12 protein-coding genes are annotated in these 17,594 nt (G+C 71.1%); 1 reads left to right on the top strand and 11 read right to left on the bottom strand.

Going from position 1 to position 17,594, the window contains the following annotated elements:
* Positions 1 to 27: 27 nt before the first annotated feature.
* The 6 genes from AAFX79_04405 to mqnB all read right to left on the bottom strand — a co-directional run bounded on the left by AAFX79_04405 (position 28) and on the right by mqnB (position 6,468).
* Complete coding sequence (locus tag AAFX79_04405) at positions 28 to 2,022, bottom strand: ATPase, T2SS/T4P/T4SS family (protein ID MEO1007782.1); 1,995 nt, start codon at positions 2,020 to 2,022, stop codon at positions 28 to 30.
* 70 nt (positions 2,023 to 2,092) lie between these two features.
* The gene (locus AAFX79_04400; protein MEO1007781.1) at positions 2,093 to 2,695 is read right to left on the bottom strand and encodes a hypothetical protein; all 603 of its coding nucleotides are present in this window, start codon (positions 2,693 to 2,695) and stop codon (positions 2,093 to 2,095) included.
* Positions 2,695 to 3,231 (bottom strand): type 4a pilus biogenesis protein PilO, encoded by a 537-nt coding sequence (gene pilO / locus AAFX79_04395; protein ID MEO1007780.1) that lies wholly within the window; start codon positions 3,229 to 3,231, stop codon positions 2,695 to 2,697. Before pilO ends, AAFX79_04400 begins: the two co-directional genes overlap by 1 nt.
* Positions 3,232 to 4,194 (bottom strand): PilN domain-containing protein, encoded by a 963-nt coding sequence (locus AAFX79_04390; protein MEO1007779.1) that lies wholly within the window; start codon positions 4,192 to 4,194, stop codon positions 3,232 to 3,234.
* A 25-nt stretch (positions 4,195 to 4,219) separates the two neighbouring features.
* Complete coding sequence (pilM, locus tag AAFX79_04385) at positions 4,220 to 5,509, bottom strand: pilus assembly protein PilM (GenBank protein ID MEO1007778.1); 1,290 nt, start codon at positions 5,507 to 5,509, stop codon at positions 4,220 to 4,222.
* A 188-nt stretch (positions 5,510 to 5,697) separates the two neighbouring features.
* Positions 5,698 to 6,468, bottom strand: a complete 771-nt coding sequence (mqnB, locus tag AAFX79_04380; protein ID MEO1007777.1) for a futalosine hydrolase — start codon at positions 6,466 to 6,468, stop codon at positions 5,698 to 5,700.
* Between the two features lie 143 nt (positions 6,469 to 6,611).
* Here mqnB and AAFX79_04375 point away from each other — a divergent pair, with 143 nt between their 5' ends.
* The gene (locus AAFX79_04375; GenBank protein MEO1007776.1) at positions 6,612 to 8,243 is read left to right on the top strand and encodes an HlyD family efflux transporter periplasmic adaptor subunit; all 1,632 of its coding nucleotides are present in this window, start codon (positions 6,612 to 6,614) and stop codon (positions 8,241 to 8,243) included.
* 31 nt (positions 8,244 to 8,274) lie between these two features.
* Here AAFX79_04375 and AAFX79_04370 read toward each other — a convergent pair whose 3' ends face one another.
* The 5 genes from AAFX79_04370 to AAFX79_04350 form a co-directional block, all read right to left on the bottom strand.
* Positions 8,275 to 9,582 carry an HD domain-containing phosphohydrolase gene (locus AAFX79_04370; protein ID MEO1007775.1) on the bottom strand — a complete coding sequence of 436 codons (1,308 nt, stop codon included), beginning with the start codon at positions 9,580 to 9,582 and terminating at the stop codon, positions 8,275 to 8,277.
* A 118-nt stretch (positions 9,583 to 9,700) separates the two neighbouring features.
* Complete coding sequence (locus tag AAFX79_04365) at positions 9,701 to 10,672, bottom strand: calcium/sodium antiporter (GenBank protein ID MEO1007774.1); 972 nt, start codon at positions 10,670 to 10,672, stop codon at positions 9,701 to 9,703.
* Between the two features lie 56 nt (positions 10,673 to 10,728).
* Positions 10,729 to 11,802: a hypothetical protein gene (locus AAFX79_04360; GenBank protein MEO1007773.1), complete on the bottom strand. Its 1,074-nt coding sequence runs from the start codon at positions 11,800 to 11,802 to the stop codon at positions 10,729 to 10,731.
* Positions 11,799 to 12,941 carry an LOG family protein gene (locus AAFX79_04355; GenBank protein ID MEO1007772.1) on the bottom strand — a complete coding sequence of 381 codons (1,143 nt, stop codon included), beginning with the start codon at positions 12,939 to 12,941 and terminating at the stop codon, positions 11,799 to 11,801. The genes AAFX79_04360 and AAFX79_04355 overlap by 4 nt, the downstream gene beginning before the upstream one ends.
* A 26-nt stretch (positions 12,942 to 12,967) precedes the next feature.
* Positions 12,968 to 17,581 carry an AsmA-like C-terminal region-containing protein gene (locus AAFX79_04350; GenBank protein ID MEO1007771.1) on the bottom strand — a complete coding sequence of 1,538 codons (4,614 nt, stop codon included), beginning with the start codon at positions 17,579 to 17,581 and terminating at the stop codon, positions 12,968 to 12,970.
* Between the last annotated feature and the right edge of the window lie 13 nt (positions 17,582 to 17,594).

Raw genomic sequence — 17,594 nt, 5'->3', positions numbered from 1 at the left:
GCCCGCGGCTTGAAGTCGCCGGGGCGGCTAGTGGCCGCCGTCGGTCACGCGGAGGACTTCTTGGACGGTTGACAGGCCCTCGCGGACCTTGGCCATGCCGTCCATCCGCAGCGACACCATGCCCCGCTCGAGGCACAGCCGGCGGAACTCGCTGACGTTGGGGTTGCCCGCGATGATGTCGCGGAGCTGATCGTCGACCGCCAGCAGCTCGTAGATGCCCACGCGGCCCGAGTAGCCGGTGCCGCGGCACTTGTCGCAACCCACCGCCGTCCACACCTGGTCGCTGGGCAGGCCCTGCATCTCCAGGAAGTCGGCCATTTCCTCGCCCGGGCGGTCCTGCTTCTTGCAGTGCTTGCACAGCCGCCGCAGCAGCCGCTGGGCGAGCACGCCGTTGACCGCCGCGCCTACGAGGAAGGGCTCGAGCCCGATGTTCACCAGGCGGGTGATGCTCGAGGGCGCGTCGTTGGTGTGCAGCGTGCTGAGCACCAGGTGGCCCGTGAGCGCCGCCTGCACCGCCGTCAGGGCGGTCTCCATGTCGCGGATCTCGCCGAGCATGATGACGTCGGGGTCCTGCCGCAGCAGCGCCTTGAGCGCCTTGGCGAAGGTCATCCCGATCTTCTCGTGCGTCTGGGTCTGCGTGACGCCGTCGAGGTGGTACTCCACCGGATCCTCGACGGTCGAGATGTTCATCTTGTTCTTGTCGAGCGTCCGCAGCGACGAGTACAGCGTGGTCGTCTTACCCGAGCCGGTCGGGCCGGTCACCAGCGTGATGCCGTGGGGCTCGGTGACCAGTCCCCGCCAGATGGTCAGGGCGTCGGGCGAGAAGCCCAGATCTTCGAGCTGCACGTTGATCGACTTGGTGTCGAGGATACGCAGCACCGTCTTCTCGCCGTAGGTGTTCGGCAGCGTCGACATGCGGAGGTCGAGCTTGCGGCCGGCGACCTGGCAGCGGATGCGGCCGTCCTGCGGGATGCGGCGCTCGGAGATGTCCAGGTTGGCCATGATCTTCAGGCGGCTGGTGATCGCTGCCGACATGGCCGCCGGCGGGTTCATGCCCTCGAAGAGCACGCCGTCGATGCGGAAGCGGACCTTGAGCTTCTTGTCGGCGGGCTCGACGTGGATGTCGCTGGCGCCCTCCTTGATGGCCTGCTGGATGATGTAGTTCACGTAGCGGATGACCGGACCCTCGCCGGCCTGCTGCTCGAGGTTGACCTCCTGGGTGTCGCTCTTCTCGTCGACCTGGACGTCCTGCTCGTCGACCTGGTCGAGGATCTCCGAGAGGTCGACGTCGTCGGCGGGCTCCTGCTCGCCCATGCCGGCGATGTCGAGCGCCGTGCGGATGTCCAGGCTGGTGACGACGACGACCTTGACGCCTACGACGCCAAGCCGCTCGCGGAGGTCGTCGAGCAGGAAGACGTCGTCGGGGCGGACCAGCCCGATGACGGCACGCTGGCCCTCCATCCGCAGCGGCAGCACCTGCTGCTCCTTGCAGAATTCGCCGCCGAGCCGCTGGAGCATCATGCCGTCGAAGCCGCCGTCGAGGCCGCGGTCCAGGTCGACCCGCTCGAAGGCGAGCCCGTTGGCGGTCGCGACGGCCTGCTGCACTCCCGCCTCGTCGGCGCCCCGCTCGATGAGCACGTCGACCAGCCGCCGCCCGGGGGTCTGTCGCACGATGTTCTGCGCTTCGGCGACGTCGCCGGCGCCGACCGTGCCGCTGGCGATCAGCGCATCGGCCAGCTCGCTGGTGTCGCCCTCGTCGGCGAAGCCCTCGCCCAGTTCCTCGGGCGACAGCACGTCGCTGATGGCCTTGCCGACCTGCGCCTCGGGGGCGTCGGTGTGCCGCTTGACGGCCGGGTCGTCCTCGATCGACTGCTTGGCGTCGGCGCCCTGGTGGGCGGGCATCGAGGGCAGCGGGCTGAAGGCCTCCTCCGACTCGTCGATGCGGTGCTTGCCGCTCTTGCCCGGCTTGCTCGGATCGCCGCCCAGCTCGCTGAGGATGTCGTCGAGGTTGTGCTTGCTCATCGCGTCCTCGCGAGGGTCCGGGCGTGCGGCGCTGGTCGGCGGAGTCTGCTCGCGGCGTTCGGCGACGCTGCTACTTGCCGTCCATCTCGATGGTCCGCATCACCGTCTTGTAGCGGAGCGTGACCGAGCGGCCCGAGATCCCGACCACCTCGAGCATGCCGTCGACCTCGTGTCCCAGCCTGTAGATCGTGCCGTTGATCTTCGCCAGCGGGTTGCGCGGATTGTCGAGCACCATCTCGACGACGACGTTGTCCAGCAGCCGCTCGGCCCGCGCGATGTCGGGCGCCACGGTCTGCTCGGGCTGCCCGGTCAGGATGGCCTCTTGCACGTCGGGCGTGCGATCGAGCTGGAAGGGGTTGGCGTCGATGTCCTCTAGCGGCACCTGCGGCGGCGGGCCCGAGCGGGTCAGCTCCCGCATGATCCGCTCCTCGCCCTCGAAGTGGCGGGCCTGCGTCTGCTCGATGGTGAACTTCATCTCGACGGGCTTGAGCTTCTTGGCCGGCGAGGTGCCCCGCAGGTGCATCCAGTAGATGACGCCGCCCGCGACCACGAGCACCACCGCGACGACCACCAGCTGCACCGGGATCTTCCGCTTGGTCTCGAGCGAGTAGGCCTCGAAGCCCTGCTGCTCATCGCTGACGCCCTCGGGGGGGCCGACGGGATCGGTGCTCATCACGCCTCCTCATCCTGGAAGTAGATGCTCAGCGTGAACTCGGCCATCATGTGCCCGTCGATCGAGTCCGATCGCTTGACGCTGATGTTGGTCATCCGCGTGATCCGCTCCATCTGCTCGAGCTCGAGCAGGAAGCGGTAGAACCCGCGGAAGTCGCCCTGCAGCTCCACCTTCAGCGGCTGCTCGAGGTAGAGCGCCGCCTTCACCGGCTTCTCGGTCACGATGGTCGGCTGCTGCAGGTCGGCGTCGGTCGCTAGGTCCGAAATCTGCCGGACGACGTCGGCCAGTTCCTTGTTGGTGGGCAGGCGCGCCTCGATCGCGTCGATCCGCGTGGAGATCTCCTGCGTGGCGGCCTCCAGCGTGCCGCGGCGGGCGCTCTCCTGCTGCAGCCGCTCGAGCTTGTCGCGCCGCAGCGCGATCTCCTCGCGGGCCCGCTCGATCTGCGTGTTCTGCGGCCGGAACACGAACCAATAGCTCGCCAGTGGCACGGCGAACAGCACGACCAGCAGCACGATCTCTCGGACGCCGAACTTCATCTACTGGCCTCCCGGGTCATCGGGCACGGTGGTGAACGCCTCGGGATCCTCGGCGGCGGGCTCAGCGCCGGGGTCCGCGACCTCAACCGGGCCGTCGGACTCGACCGTCTCGACCGGCTCGATCGCCGGCGGCTCATCGCCCGTCGTATCAGCGGTCTCGAGCGGGATCTTGTTGCCCTCGAGCTTCATGGCGTCGGCCGATTCGAGGTCGGGCTCGATGCCCCGCGCGTCGGCCCGTGGATCGATCTGGGCCGAGATCTCGAACTTGCGGAGGGCGAGTTCCTTGATCTTCTGCGACTCGACGTACGCCAGCTCGACGCGCCGCAGCAGCGGGGAGGCCTTGAGCGCCTCGAGGTAGTCGGCGATCTCGGTGTTCGCCTGCGTGACGCCGACGATCTGGAGCGTGTAGTCGTAGCGGGGGGGCAGGATCTTGGACGACGTCTCGGTCTCGGCGCTCGCGCCGGCCTTGCGGCCGCCTAGCGAGCGCGTCTGCCGCCCCCGCGCCGAGGCGCGGCTATCGGTCGGCTTGGCGTTCTTGTTCGTCGCCGCCTCGGCCACCCGCTTGCCGTCCAGCTCGACGGTCAGCAGCGTCATGCCCTCGGGCATCCGAGTGACGATCTCGGCCATCAGGATGCTGCGGGGGATGGGTTCGATGAGGGCCGTCACGATCTCGGCCTTCTGGAGCATCTGCTCCTTCTGCTCCTCGAGTTCGATCAGCTTCTCGATCTCGGGCTCGGCCGCCGAGTACTGCCGCGCGATGCTCTCGCGCTCCTGGTGCACGGTGGTCCAGCTGCGGTTGGTCACGAAGAAGGCGGCGACCACCGTGCCCATCACGGCGCAGAACAGCGAGAGGCCAATAACGTTGGCGCGGTTCTCGGCCTTCCGCTGGACGTAGTCCTCCGGGAGGAAGCCCCCGCCGAGCGAACCGCCCTGCTTGCCAGAGTTTCCAGGTGATCCGAGCATCGCGCTCCTCCCGAAATCGACTCGTCTAAAGATCGGTTGGTCGGACGCACAGGCCCAGCGGGACCGCCCATCCCGGCTGGCTTCCGCGCAGATCCGTCCCGATGCAGGGCTCATGACCGGTCCGGGTAACGCTCGCCAGGGGGTCGGCGATCTTCGCGGGCAGCTTCAGCCGCCGCGCCACGTGCGTGCAGAGGGCCATCTGGCGGGATTCGCCGCCCAGGAAGACCACGCGCTCGACCTTGCGGCCCGGCCGCAGCGCGTTGTAATACCGGACGCACATCTGCACCTCGTCGGTGAGGATCTCCAGGGGCTCGGTCAGGTCGGCGCCGGTCCGCTCCATGGCCTCGTCGAGGCTCTCCATGCCCACGGCCGTCTCGTCGAGGGCCGACATGATGGCGCTGCTGCCGTTCTCGTCTGCCGTGCTCGGCTTGGACCGCTTCATGGCGGCCTCGAGCATCGCCAGGCCCGACTTGCCCGCGGTCGCGGCGGGCTGGGTCTCCTCGGCGGCCTCGGGCTCGGCAGCCGCCGCGGCGGGCACGAGCGACTCGAGGCCCAGCCGCGTGGACCGCGCCGTCTCGAGGTCGATGTTCAGCTGCCGGGCGACGTACTCGTCGAGGTGGCGGCCACCGATCTCGACCTGCTTGGCGAAGACGAGCTTGTCGCCGTCGCCGACGAGCACGCGGGTGCCGCCGCTGCCGAGTTCGAGGTACAGCGTCGGCTTGTCCTCGTGGTCGTCGATCTGCTGCGCGCACGCCTGCATGGCGCTGAGGATCGCCTGGAAGTCGCTGTGCATCGCCACCGGCTCGAGCTTGGCGGCCTTGACCGCCCGCATCAGACGCTGGATCACGTCCCGCGCCGCGCCCATCGAGATCACCTCGTCGCGGCCGCGGCCCGTACCGCTCTCGACGGGAACCCACCGGTAGACCAGCCCCGAGGGGTCGCAGTTGAGCGAGGCCTGCAGCTTGGCCTTGATCAGGCCCTCGGTCGAGATGCCATCGGTCTTGGAGACCTTCAGGTGCTTGCAGAAGGACATAGACGCGGGCATGGAGCACACCGCCCGCTTGCCCTTGAAGCCCCCCGCGCGGACCATCTTGGGCAGCGCCTCGATCTGGAAGGCCAGCCGTGCCTCGGGGTCCCGCCGCAGACGCGAGGGCATCTCGATGGCAGCCGCCGCGACCAGGTGCGGCGCGGCGCCCGTCGTGATCTGGAGGATCTTGAACTGCGAGGTTCCGAAATCGAAGGCGATGGGCGACAGCGAGCCGCCCATCAGCTTGGCCGATCCCAGCGCGGACAGCTTCTTGAAGGACAACGCCACGGTGAACCCCTGCCCCCGGGATGCCGGCGGGGCCCAATAGCCACGCCGAGGCATCGCCCAAGGCATCGGCTCGCCCGGCGGCCGCATCCAGCCGCCCGGTGTCGCTTTTCGGTCCCGGACTCTGCGGGGGCCCGCACGATCGGCAGGACCGTGCCGGCTGTGCGGGTCGGGTTATCGGTGGAGTGCGGCTAGGCGTCCAGCGCCGCCGCCAGCCGGCTGGCCAGGTCGCGCAGCCGCTCGACCGCGAGCGAGAAGTCCCACCGCTGGCCGTCGCGGTCGCCGGTCGTGTTGCTCACGATCCGCAGCTCCAGGTAGGGCACGCCCAGCCGGGCGCACACGTGCCCGACGGCCGCTCCCTCCATGGTCTCGGCCACCGCCCAGGTCCGCCGGACGACCTCCAGGGCGATGGCGTCAGTACCCGAGCAGGTGGACACGGTCGCGATCGGGGCGGTGACGTCCACGAGCGGGCCCGCCAGGTCCAGGAGCGCCGGATCGGCAGAGACGCCCCAATCGCCAAACGGGCCCAGCGGGAAGCCCATGGCGGCGCACCCCACGAAGGAGCCGTCGGGCAGGGCGATGCCCTCGTCCGCATAAATGGAGCGGGTGGCCGCGATCGACGCCCCGATGGGGAGCGGATCGGCGATCGGCAGGCTGCCGGCAATGCCCAGGTTCAGCACCCGGCCGTAGCCGCCCCCCGCCAGCACCGTGGCCGTGGCGGCCGCCGCGTTCGCCTTGCCGATGCCCGAGATCAGCAGGTCGGCGCACCCGGCCAGCGGCTGGGGCGTCCAGGCCGCCAAGTCGCCCCCGGGCCGCCCGAAGCCCTCCTGGACCGCCTGCCGCTCGGCGTCGGCGGCGACCACGAGCAGCGTCCGGCGGGCACCAGGGCTCGGGCCAGGGCCGGCGTCGTCGGGTGGGGGCGTATCCGGGTCGACCATCATCGCGTGCTCGTCTTTCCCCATGCCGATCAGGAAACCCGCGGGCTTCCGGCGACGGAACGAAACCGGCGGGGCATCCAGGCTGTTGAACGCTAGTGTTCTCCGTTCGTGAGGACGACGATATCGACGTAGCCGGGGCGATCACGCCCGCCGGCGGGAGTTCTTCCATGACCAATCCGTTCTGGCCTGGCTCGTTGCGGCGTGGCTCGATCGTGGTGAAGCTGGGCATCGCGGTGGCCGCGGTGGGGCTCGTCGGCGCGGGCTCGTGGTACGTCGTCCGAGCGGCCGAGGACGCCGGCATGGGCCACGGCACCGACGTCGTCCAGGCCGAGGTCCGCGATTTCAGCATCGAGACCGTTGCCACTGGCGAGCTCGAGGCCCGCGACCAGGTCGAGATCCGCAACGAGCTGGACATGCGGGCGACCATCGTCGAGGTCATCAAGGAGGGCACCCGCGTCGCCGAGGGCGACGTGCTGGTCCGCCTCAACTCCGAGCAGATCGAGGAGCAGATCACCGAGGAGGAGAGCCGCGTCGAGACCGCGCGGGCCGACCTCGAGGCCGCCGAGAACGCCTACCTCATCCAGATCAGCAACAACGACTCGGCGTTGCGGGCCGCGATGCTCGAGCTCGAGCTCGCCGAGCTTGCGCTGATGCAGTGGCGCGAGGGCGACGACAAGAAGATGCAGGAGCAGCTCGCGTCCGAGGCCGATAGCGCCCGGCGCACCCACGAGCGGCTGAGCACCAAGTTCGAGCAGAGCGAGCAGCTGTTCGCGAAGGACTTCAAGAGCAAGAACGACTTCGAGCAGGAGCAGATCGATCTGCTGGAGGCCGAGTCCAAGCTCAAGCAGGCCACGCTCGCACTGGAGATCTACGTCGACTACCAGCGGCCGCGTGACGAGAAGCAGAAGACCTCCGACGTCGAGGAGGCCAAGGCCAAGGTCGAGCGGGTCAAGAAGCAGAACGAGATCGAGCTGGCCAGCAAGGACGCGAGCCGCAAGAACGCCCGCCGGCAGCTCGAGCTCCGCGAGGAGCGGCTCACCAAGCTGCAGGACCAGCTCGAGGCCTGCACGCTCACCGCGCCCAGTGCGGGCCTCGTGGTCTACCAATCCAGCACCCGCAACGGCCGCTGGCGCAACCCCGATCCGCCGCAGGCCGGCACCGAGGTCTCGCCCAACGAGATCATCATGGTGCTGCCCGACACCACCGAGATGGTCGCCTCGGTCCGCGTCCACGAGTCGCTGGCCGGCCGCCTGAGCCCGGGCCAGCCGGCCCGCGTCAAGATGGAGGCCCTCGACTCCCGCGTGCTGAGCGGCCGGGTCGAGTCCGTCGGCGTGCTGGCCGAGAGCGGCAGCTGGCGGGATCCCAACCTCCGCGAGTACACCGTTCGCATCGCCATCGACGCGGGCGAGGACGATCGGCTGAAGCCCTCCATGCGGGCCGAGGCCACGATCGTGCTCGACGAGGTCGACGACGCCCTGACCGTGCCCGTGCAGGCGATCTTCAACGAGGGCCGGCTCCGATACGTGTTCATCCCCGAGGGCCGCCGCTTCGGCAAGGTGCCGGTTCGCGTCGGCCGCCGCAGCGAGACGCACGCCGAGATCCGCGCCGGGCTGGGCGCGGGCGACGCCGTGCTGGTCCGCTCGCCCGAGGCCGGCGAGATCCTCGCCCGAGACTGGGACGCCTCGCAGCTCGAGGCCGTCGGCTTCCGACTGGATGAATCGGGCCAGCCGGTGCCGGCCCCCCGAGAGGGCCGCCGCGCGGCGAGCGCCGCGGGTGGCGACGCCTCCAAGAGCGGCTAATCCGGCCGCATCGTGTTCGAGACTCTGCGTGCTAGGAAGCCTTGAGCGACTCGGCGCGGTTCAGCTGCGCGCGGACCGCCTTGTCCACGCTGAAGGCATCGCCCGTCGGCAGCAAGAAGTTCTCCGTCGAGACATCGAATCCGTCCGCCTCGGCGATGCACAGATCGGGCGTGATCGCGAGATCGATGGTGTCCGCCGGCTCTTCGGCGGCGTCGAGGATGCCCCCGCCCGCCATCGGTCCGACGCCCACCGCGCCCGCGAGTCCCTCGGCGATGGGCAGCACGCGAGGCCGGCAGGGGTCCTGCACCCGCCAGTTGCACACGACCGCGTGCTCCCCCGAGCTCAGCGTGACCACGGAGCCCGGCGGATAGGCCGGCACGCAGTTCATCAGCGCCCGCAGCACCATGGGATCGAAGCGAGCCGCGGACGGGCCCAGGCACATCTCGCGGAGCACCGCGACGTTCGGTCGCCGCTGCTGGGGGTGCTTCTCGGCGCCCGGCGCGTCGGCGGAGTTGCACATTCGATCGAAGGCGTCCGCGACGGCCACGATCCGCGCAAAGACGTGGATGTCCTGGCCCGCGACGACGATCGACCCCCCGCCCGGCGCCCGGCGACGCGGGAAGCCCGAGCCGTCGAAGGCCTGGTGGTGGTGCAGCACGACCGCCGACGCCGACGGATCCACCGACCGGCGGATCATCTCGAAGCCGATCTTGGCATGGCTGCGCCATTCCGGATCGGATTCGTCGTGGTGGCGGTTCCACCGACCGAGCGCGTCGGGCGGCAGCCGGAGCATGCCCACGTCGTGGAGCATGGCGCCGATCCCCAGCGAGGTGACGTTGCGGGCATGGGGAGCGGGCAGCCGCGAGCGTTCGGCGACGAGATAGTCCCCCAGCTTCAGGCCCATCAGCAGGCTCAGGAAGCACACCGAGCTGGCGTGCCGGCCGTGCGGCGTGCTCGTGGCGCATAGCTCCTCGACGAAGTACGCCGCCGACGGCGAGCGGAGCAGCTGCTCGACAACCTGGACGATCGCGCGGCGGTACTCGGTGTAGTCCAGCTCCGCCAGAGCGCCGCTGGAGGCGACGTCGATGGCCGAGAGGATGTGGTGCGATAACTCCGAGCGGGCCCGCTGCATCTCGGGACTGACGAAGCGACCCAGGAAGGCCATCCCCGGATAGTTGATCCAGACCTCCTTGAGCTCGATCTCGCGGAGCCGCTCGATCAGCTTCTCGTCGAGCGCCACGCCGGCCTTCAGCAGCACCGTGCCCGGCCGACGCGGGTGGTACACGGGCAGCGCCAGGCGCATGCCGGGGGCGGCTTCTCGGATCGCGACTCGGAGCATCCTGCCTCCGCGGGGGGAACGCACCTGTTCCATCGGCAGCCGCGGGCCGGCGATTCGCCCGCACGCGCCACGATCCGTCCCTCCGAGGGACGATGCTCCCCGACGCGGCTTATGCGGACTAGGCCAGGGCTAGCACCACGACGTAGGCGGCATAGCCGGCCAGCAGAAGGGCGGCCTCGGCCCGGGTGATGACGAAGCGGGTCAGCATCACCGGCAGCAGCACGACGGCGAAGCCCAGCATCACCCACGCATCGCGGGCTAGCACGGCATCGGGCACCGTCAGCGTGTCCAGCGCCGCGCACGCACCGATGACCGCCAGCACGTTGAATATGTTCGAGCCCAGTACGTTGCCCACGGCGATGTCCGACTGGCCCCGCAGCGCCGCCACCACGGAGGTGACCACCTCGGGCAGCGAGGTGCCGAAGGCCACCAGCGTCAGCCCGATGATGAACGAGGGCACGCCCAGGGCCACGGCGATCTCGCGCGCGCCCTCGACTGCACGATCCGAACCCAGCACCATCAAGCCCAGCCCGAGCACCACGAGCACGATGCTCCGCCGCATGCTCACCCGCGGGCGGCCCTCGGCCAGCTCCTCCTGCTCGGCTTCGATGACGATGGCCGCGTCGCCCGCGTCGAGGTGCCGACTGCTGTAGATGGCCCACGTCAGGAATACCGCCATGCCCAGCAGCAGCAGCATGGCGTCCAGCCGGGTCACCGCGCCGCCCAGCATCGCGAAGATGAACAGGATGCTCACGCCGATCATGACCGGCACCTCGCGCCGGACGACCGCCGCCCGCACCCGCGCGGGGCGGATGAGCGCCGCGATCCCTAGCACGAGCCCGATGTTGGCGACGTTCGAGCCCACCACGGTGCCGACGATCAGCTCGGTCTCGCCCTTGACCACCGAGCCCACGCCCGCGGCCAGCTCCGGCGCACTCGTGCCGAAGGCCACCACGGTCAGCCCGATGATGAACGTGGGCACACCCAGGCGGTGCGCCAGCGAGACCGCGCCGCGGAGCATGACCTCGGCGCCGGCGACCAGAGCCGCCAGCCCCAGCACGAGCCACAGGATCGCGAGCAGCGTGCCCAATCCGGTTGCGCCTCCATGCGGATCGGCCGGTCGATCGGCCTCGAACGGCGGCGATGCTAGCGCACGACCGGTGCACGCCCCGCGGCGTCCTCCCAGGGCCGAGACAAGTCCCACTGCTCGGGCAGCACCGGCACGAGCACCAGCGCGATGCCGCGGAGCAGGCCATCACCGCCGCGTCGCCGCAGGATCTCGGGGCCCAGCCGGCTGCGGGGCACGACCGGGCCGACCCGCGGCGCCGCGGCGTCGGGCGGGCCCCGATCGGGCACGATCACCAGTGCATGCCCGGGCGGGATCGCACCCTCGAGCACCAAGCGATCGAACACGGGGCCCGCGTCGGCGTCCTCCGGTCGCTCGCGGGTCGTCCAGGCGCCACCGCCGCGCACCGCCCGCCCGCGTACGGGCACGAACTGCGGCACCATCTCGACGCGGAGCACCGGACCGGCGAGGCCCGGTGCGGCCCACAACCGGCCCAAGAGCGCCATGCTGCCGGCCGGCAGGTCGATGGGCCCGAGGTCGCCCCGCAGCGTCCGCGGACCGCCGGCGGGTCCCCGCGCAACGTGCGTCCACGAGGTCGCTTCGCCGATCCACGTGCGCTCGAGCGGCCGATCCACGCCGAGCCCCTCGCGCACGCTCGACAGCTCGTCGAGGGGCACGAGCAACAGCCGCAGCCCGTTCGCGCGCCAGAGCTGCGACTCGATGGGATCGAAGGCCAGGGCGAGGTCGGCGGGCGACTCGGGCAGGGCCCTCGATTCGCCGCCGGCGTCGCGCATCAGGTCTACGAATTGCTCGAACGAGGCGATCCGCTCGCCCTCGGCTGTCTCGAAGGGCCCGACGTCCGAAGCGATGCTTGCGGCTGCGGCGTCATCTTCCGAGAGCTCTTCGTCGCCGCGCGATTCTTCGTAGGCCCGCCACTGGTCCCACAGCTCCGCCAGGCTCGCGTTCTGCTCCTGCAGGCTGCGCCGCTGGGATTCGATCGCCCACACGCGGATCTCGCAGCCGTGGCCGGCCAGGTCGGTCACGGGCCGCACGTCCACCGGCGGGGCGTCGGCGATCACGACCGTCCGGCCGCCGCATCCCAGTGGTGCACCGCACGCCGCCGCCAGTGCGCAGGCGACCGCCAGCCGGATCACGGGGCGGCGCCCGCGTCCAGCTCGTTGATGCGATCGATGAGCCGGCGGACCACGCCGAAATCGCGACGCGTGTGCGCGAACACGATCCGCGGAAGATCCAGGTGGTCGTCCTCGTCCTCGAGCGGGCCGCCCTGGGTGATGCGGCCCTCCTTCACCAGCGAGGCGAACGACTCGTTGAGCACCCCGAGGTCGTCCTCGCCCAGCGGCCGCCGCACGCGGATGACCAGCTGGTCGCCCACGTATCGCGAGCTGTGGTAGTTGCGGTAGAAGTCCAGCACATGCCGCACCGCGTCCTCGGGCGTGTCGGCGTGGTGGTAGAGCGCCGTGTCGTCGTCGCTGATCATGCCCCGCGAGAGCAGCGCGTCGCGCGCGAAGGCGTGGAACTCGTCCCAATAGCCCCCGCCTCCACCCTCGCCCTGGCCCTCGAGCATGACGATGGGCAGCATGCCCGCCTTGCCCGTCTGGATGAGCGTGAGGGTCTCGTAGGCCTCGTCCATCGTGCCGAAGCCGCCCGGGAAGAGCGCCACCGCCTGCGCCTGCGACAGAAAGATGAGCTTGCGGGTGAAGAAGTAGCGGAAGTGGATGAGCTTCTCGTCGCCGTGGATCACGCTGTTGGCGGTGGTCTCGAAGGGCAGCCGGATCGCCGCCCCGAAGCTCGCCCGACGGCCCGGGCCCACGTGGCCGGCCTTCATGATGCCGTCGCCCGCGCCGGTAATCACCATCCAGCCCGCCTCGGCCATCCGCCGGCTGAACTCGACGCATGCTGCGTAGTCGGGGTGGTCCTCGGGCGTGCGGGCCGAGCCAAAGATCGTGATCTTCTGCGCGTCGGCGTAGCGGCCGAAGACCCGCATCGCGTACCGCAGCTCCTTGAAGGCAGCGGTCATGAGCTTCAGCTCGCCGCGATCGCGATCGTCGGTGAGCAGCTTGAGGCCGGCGGCGACGAGATCGGCCACCAGCTTCTTCTCGAAGCCGCCGCTGGTGGGTAGCGACACGCTCTCGACGAGGGCGTCGATCCGCGTCGAGATGTCCCGCCAGTCCGGGCCCTTGAAGGTCGGCGGCGCGTCATCGCGGTGGCCGCCCGCCGGAGCGTCCCCTTCTGGGGTGCCGGCACGGTTGCGTCCTGCGTGTTGGTCGTGCATTCCGCGGAGGGTAGGGTCGCGCGTGCTCACCAGCCGCTGTCGGGCTGGGTGCCCTGCCTCGCGAAGCGACGCAGCCGCTCGCGGCGCCACTCCTCGGCGGTCAGGCCGCCTTGCAGCAACTGCCGGAGCCGATCGAATGGCCCCGTGAGCGCCTGCGGCCTGGGCCGCGTCTGCGGATCGCTCAGCGTGCCGCCCAGCTCGACGGCGACGATCACGTCCCGCAGCGCCCGCAGCGTGGCCTGCACCACGGAGTCGTTGCGCGGCACCGACGTGATGTCCAGCGCGATGCGGCCGTCGATGAGGTCCACCGTTCCAAGGCCGCTGAGCACCACCGCGTCCGAGCCCGCCGTGAGATGGCTGAACGACATCGTCGGCCCCACGATGTGGAATTCGCCGTTGACCTCGTCGTATCGGGCGCCGCCGACCTGGACGTTGAGCGCCTCGATCGCCGCTCGGATCGGCAGCGGCAGGTCGACCGGCGAGCCGCCGCGGATCCGCAGCGACCCGCGGCCCATGAGCGTGTCGGGCGATCCGAGCCGGCCCGACAGCCCCAGCGCGATGTCCATGTCGCCCGCGCTGGCGAGATCGGCCGCCGGGCGATCCTGCAGGCCCGCGATGACCCGCTCGGTCTTGAGCCCCGCGCCCGTCGCGTCGATCTCGTAGCCCACCGGGTCGCCCGGCTCGGCTCCCAGCTGGACCATCGCGGTGCCCGTGACCCGCCCGCCCGACGTGCCCACGAGCACGTGCGGGAACTCGATGCGGCCGCCGGGCCGAACCACCGCGTGCGTGCGCGTCTGCATGGCCGCGATGCCCCGGATCTCGCCGCGGCTCGCGTGGACCTCGATCGACGCGACCTCGTCGGCCTCATCGGGCCGCACGCGGATGCCCACCGCCGCGTCGAGCACCCGGACCAGGTGGGTGCGGGCCTGGTTGATCGCCGGCGAAGCGGAACCCGGGAGGGCGTCCTCGCTCGTGCCCGCTTGGCGCCGGGCGGCAACACGCCGGAGGCCGAAGGCACCGGCCGCCGCACCGCGACCGTCTGCGATTTCCTCGTTCGGCGGTGCATCGTCGTCGTCCGCGTCGCCATCGCCCGCTCCGGCCGCACCCGTCGCGCGGCTGCCGACGCGCAGGTCGGGTGCCTCCAGCCGCAGGTCGAGATCCACGCGGACCGGCCGCTCGGGGTTGGTCTCGATTTCCAGGCGGCTGGGGGGCAGGGAGAGCGGGCCCGCCCGCGCCAGCTCCAGCCCGCGGATGGAGGCGGCGACGGCGTCGAGCTGCAGCGCGAGCAGCGGTTCGGGCAGCAGCTCCACCGCGACCGGCCGGCCCTCCGCGTCGAGCGGGGGAGGGGCCAGCTCGCCCTCCAGCGTGGTGGCGCCGAAGACGGCGCCGTTGTCCTCGGCCTTCCACTGGCCGTCGAGGCCGATCCACCAGCCGTCGCCGCCCAGCGTCAGGTCATCGATCAGCCCGCGATAGAGCGACGTACCGTCGGGCGACGGCTGCTCGTCGCCGGTCAGCAGCCCGCTGATCCACGGCACGCGGTGCCGCACCCCGCGGCGAGTGAACTCCAGGTCGTACGGCGACAGCTCGAACGATCGGACCGAGCGCACGCCCTCGCCGCCCGCGTACCCGGCGGTGCGGAGCGCCACCATCGCGTCGTACTCGCCCGTGGGCTCGAATTCTTCGTAGATCTCCGCGCCGGCCTCGCCGATGCGGTCGCCGACGAGCGTTCGGAAGAGCGGGCCCTCGATGCTCCCGCCCTGGACCTCGATCTCGAGCGCGGTGGGGTCCGGGTACAGGCTGCCCGCTTCCTGCAGGGCCCCGAAGGGCATGCTGCCGTGCAGGCGGAACCGGCCCGACGGCTCGCCGTTGTACGCCCCCTGCGCCACGAGCCGCTCGAAGCGCGCAATGGGTCCCTGGTCGGTGTTGTTGACGATGATGGCGCCGCGGCTGTCGTCCAGCTCCAGCCGTCCGCCGAGCCAATCGAAGCGGACGTCCCGTAATTGGCTGATGCGAACCTCGGCGCCGACACGCTCGGGCGTGGACAGCACGCTGGCGGTCAAGTTGGCCGCGCCCTCGATGTGGTACAGCCGACGCTCTTCGTCCAGCTGGTTGGCAAGGTCGGGGGAGAACAGCGCGATGACGTCCTCGACGTGCGCCTGCAGGTTGAGGGCCACCGAGCTGACCACCGCGAGCACGCGCTTCTCCTCGTTGTCGACGCGCAGCTGCGTGGTGATGCCGCCGCCGTCCTCGCAGGCCGCCCGCAGGTCGCCGGTCAGCCCGTCCTCGTCCACGCGGATGACGCCGGTCGTGCCGACGAGTCGGATGGGATCGCGGGTGGGATCCAGGGCCGGCGGCCGCAGCTCGACGCGGTCCGGCCGGACCTCCGCTCGCCAGTCGACGCGGGCCCGGTGCGACCGCCCGACCGCTACCGTCGCGTCGATGGGGCCCGCCGGATCGAGCCGCGTCAGCAGCCGCCGCGGCGAGGGCGTGCCGGACCCCGGCTCGCTCGGCTCGGGGATGGCCTCGATCAGCAGCGGCGATACCGGCACGCCCCGAGCGTCGACCTCCAGGTCGATCGCGGTCGAGAGCTCCTCCGCCCCGAGCGGCACGCGGACGCTCAGGTCGATCGACGCCCGGCCCCCCGACAGCGTCGAGATCGTGCCGCTCGGCGCGGTGACCTCCAGCATCTGCGGCTCGCCCGCTTCCGCTGACTCGTACTCGGGCGGCAGGTCGACGCGGACCACCACGTCCCGTGCGATGAGCGGCACGGGGAAGGCCTCGGGCAGCAGCCCGAACCGCTCGCTCGACGCCTCGACGAGCACCGAGGTGCTGCCCAGGCGGCCCTTCTCGCGGACGACGCGGACGGTCGCGTCGATGTCGCCGCCGAGCTCGAAGAACGGCGCGGACGCACCCGGGGATCCCGGCGCGCGCAGCAGGCCCGCCTCGCGGCGCTCGGCGAGCGCCGCCTCGTTCATCACGATCTCGCGGATGGCCGGGCTCACCGCGTCGAGCGTCTCGCGGAGCGTCTGGTCGAACGGGGCCGAAAAGGCCTCGATCGTCAGGTCCACGCCGGTGGCCTCTTCGTCGAGCAGGATGCGGCCGCTGGCGGCGACGGGCGAGCCCGCGGGTGTCCGGCCCTGCACGTCCTGCAATTCGATGATGCCGCCGCGGATGGTGATCAGCCCATCGACGTCCATCACGGGGTAGGGGAACTGGGCGTACCGCAGCTTCCCCCGGCGGATGAGCCCCGAGCCCTCGACGATCTGACGCGTGCCCGCGCCGTCGGCGACCTGGGCCGCGCTGGCGGCGAACTCGATGCCACCCTCGACGCCCAGGTCCTCGAATAACTCGCCCAGCTTGCCGAGGATCTCGTTGTCCACGTCGAAGAACGGGGCGTCGGGCGTGAAGGCATACTCGTCCCGCGATTCCAGGCCGAAGCTATACAGCGGCTCGCCGCCGCCGAGCCAGATGCGGAAGTCCAGGTCGCAGGCGAGATCCTCGATGGTGGTGTCGAGGTCGCCCTCGATGTACAGCCGCCGCGTGCCCACGCCGGGCTCGCCGGGCTCGGGGGTCGCCTGCACGCTCTGCCAGGGCACGGGCGTGACGCCGCGAGGCGCGGGCCGCTGCACCAGCCGCACCGTGCCGCTGCCGCTGGCGGGGATGAGCGCCCGCAGCGTGCCGGCCTCGTCGACCGGCGCGGGGATGTGCAGCTCGAGCCGTGCGGGCGTGGCGGCGTCCTCGGCGAAGGGCGCGGGCGAGCCGCCGCCGCGGACGTCCAGCACCACCTCCAGCACGTCGGTCGTCTCGTCGTAAAAGACGCGGGCGCCCCGCGTGCGGCCCGCCAGCCGCAGCTCGGTGTACAGCTCGCGGAGCTGCAGCGGGATCGTCTCGGGCCCGAAGTCGGCGATGTCGAGCGCGCCCACGCGTCCGCTGAAGCCGTCGGGCCGCAGCATGCCGGCGAACTTGATCGGCTGCGCGCTCGTGCTGCGCGTCGCGTCCTCCCGCAGCTCGATGTCGTACGCGCCCGTGCGGTCGGCCGAGGGCGAGAGCGTCGCCGTGATGGGCAGCTCACGCAGCGTCGTCATATCACCGGTGCCGTCGTGCTCGGCCAGCACCAGGTCGGCGCGGTGCACCACGACCGACGGCAGCGGCCCGCCGGCGCCCCCGGCGGGCGGGCGGATGTCCAGGATGTTCAGGTCGAAGCGGTCCAGCGGCTTGCTGACGCGGACGACCGCGTCGAAGAGATCGACCCGCTCGACGAGCGGCCCGCCGCCCGAGCGGCCCCGCCAATCGAGCGTGATCACGCCCCGCCGCACGGTGAGGACGCGGGCCGCATCGCCGATGACGATGCCGGGCCTCCCGTTGGGCACGACGAAGGTCGCGTTGGAGATCTCGATGTCGCCGCTCGTGGTGAGGCGCAGGCTGCCGCCGCGGACGTCGACGCCCAGCTGCGTCGCGAGCTGCGGCCGGAGGACCACGCCCGCTAGCGGGCTGAGCATCGCCAGCGCGCCGCCGACGAGCAGCGCGATGCCGACCAGCACCGCGACGATCGCGCGGCGGAGCCACCGCTTCCCACGGCGGGGCTTCTCCGGCCGGTCGGCCGCGTCGGCGGGCTTGGTGTGGTTCGCGGTGCGTGGCATGGGTGGGCGGGCG

The sequence above is a fragment of the Planctomycetota bacterium genome (genome assembly GCA_039819165.1).
Lineage (GTDB): Bacteria > Planctomycetota > Phycisphaerae > Phycisphaerales > UBA1924 > JAHCJI01.
Note: the sequence above shows the minus strand (reverse complement) of the source record. Positions and strands in the feature narration are given on the sequence as shown.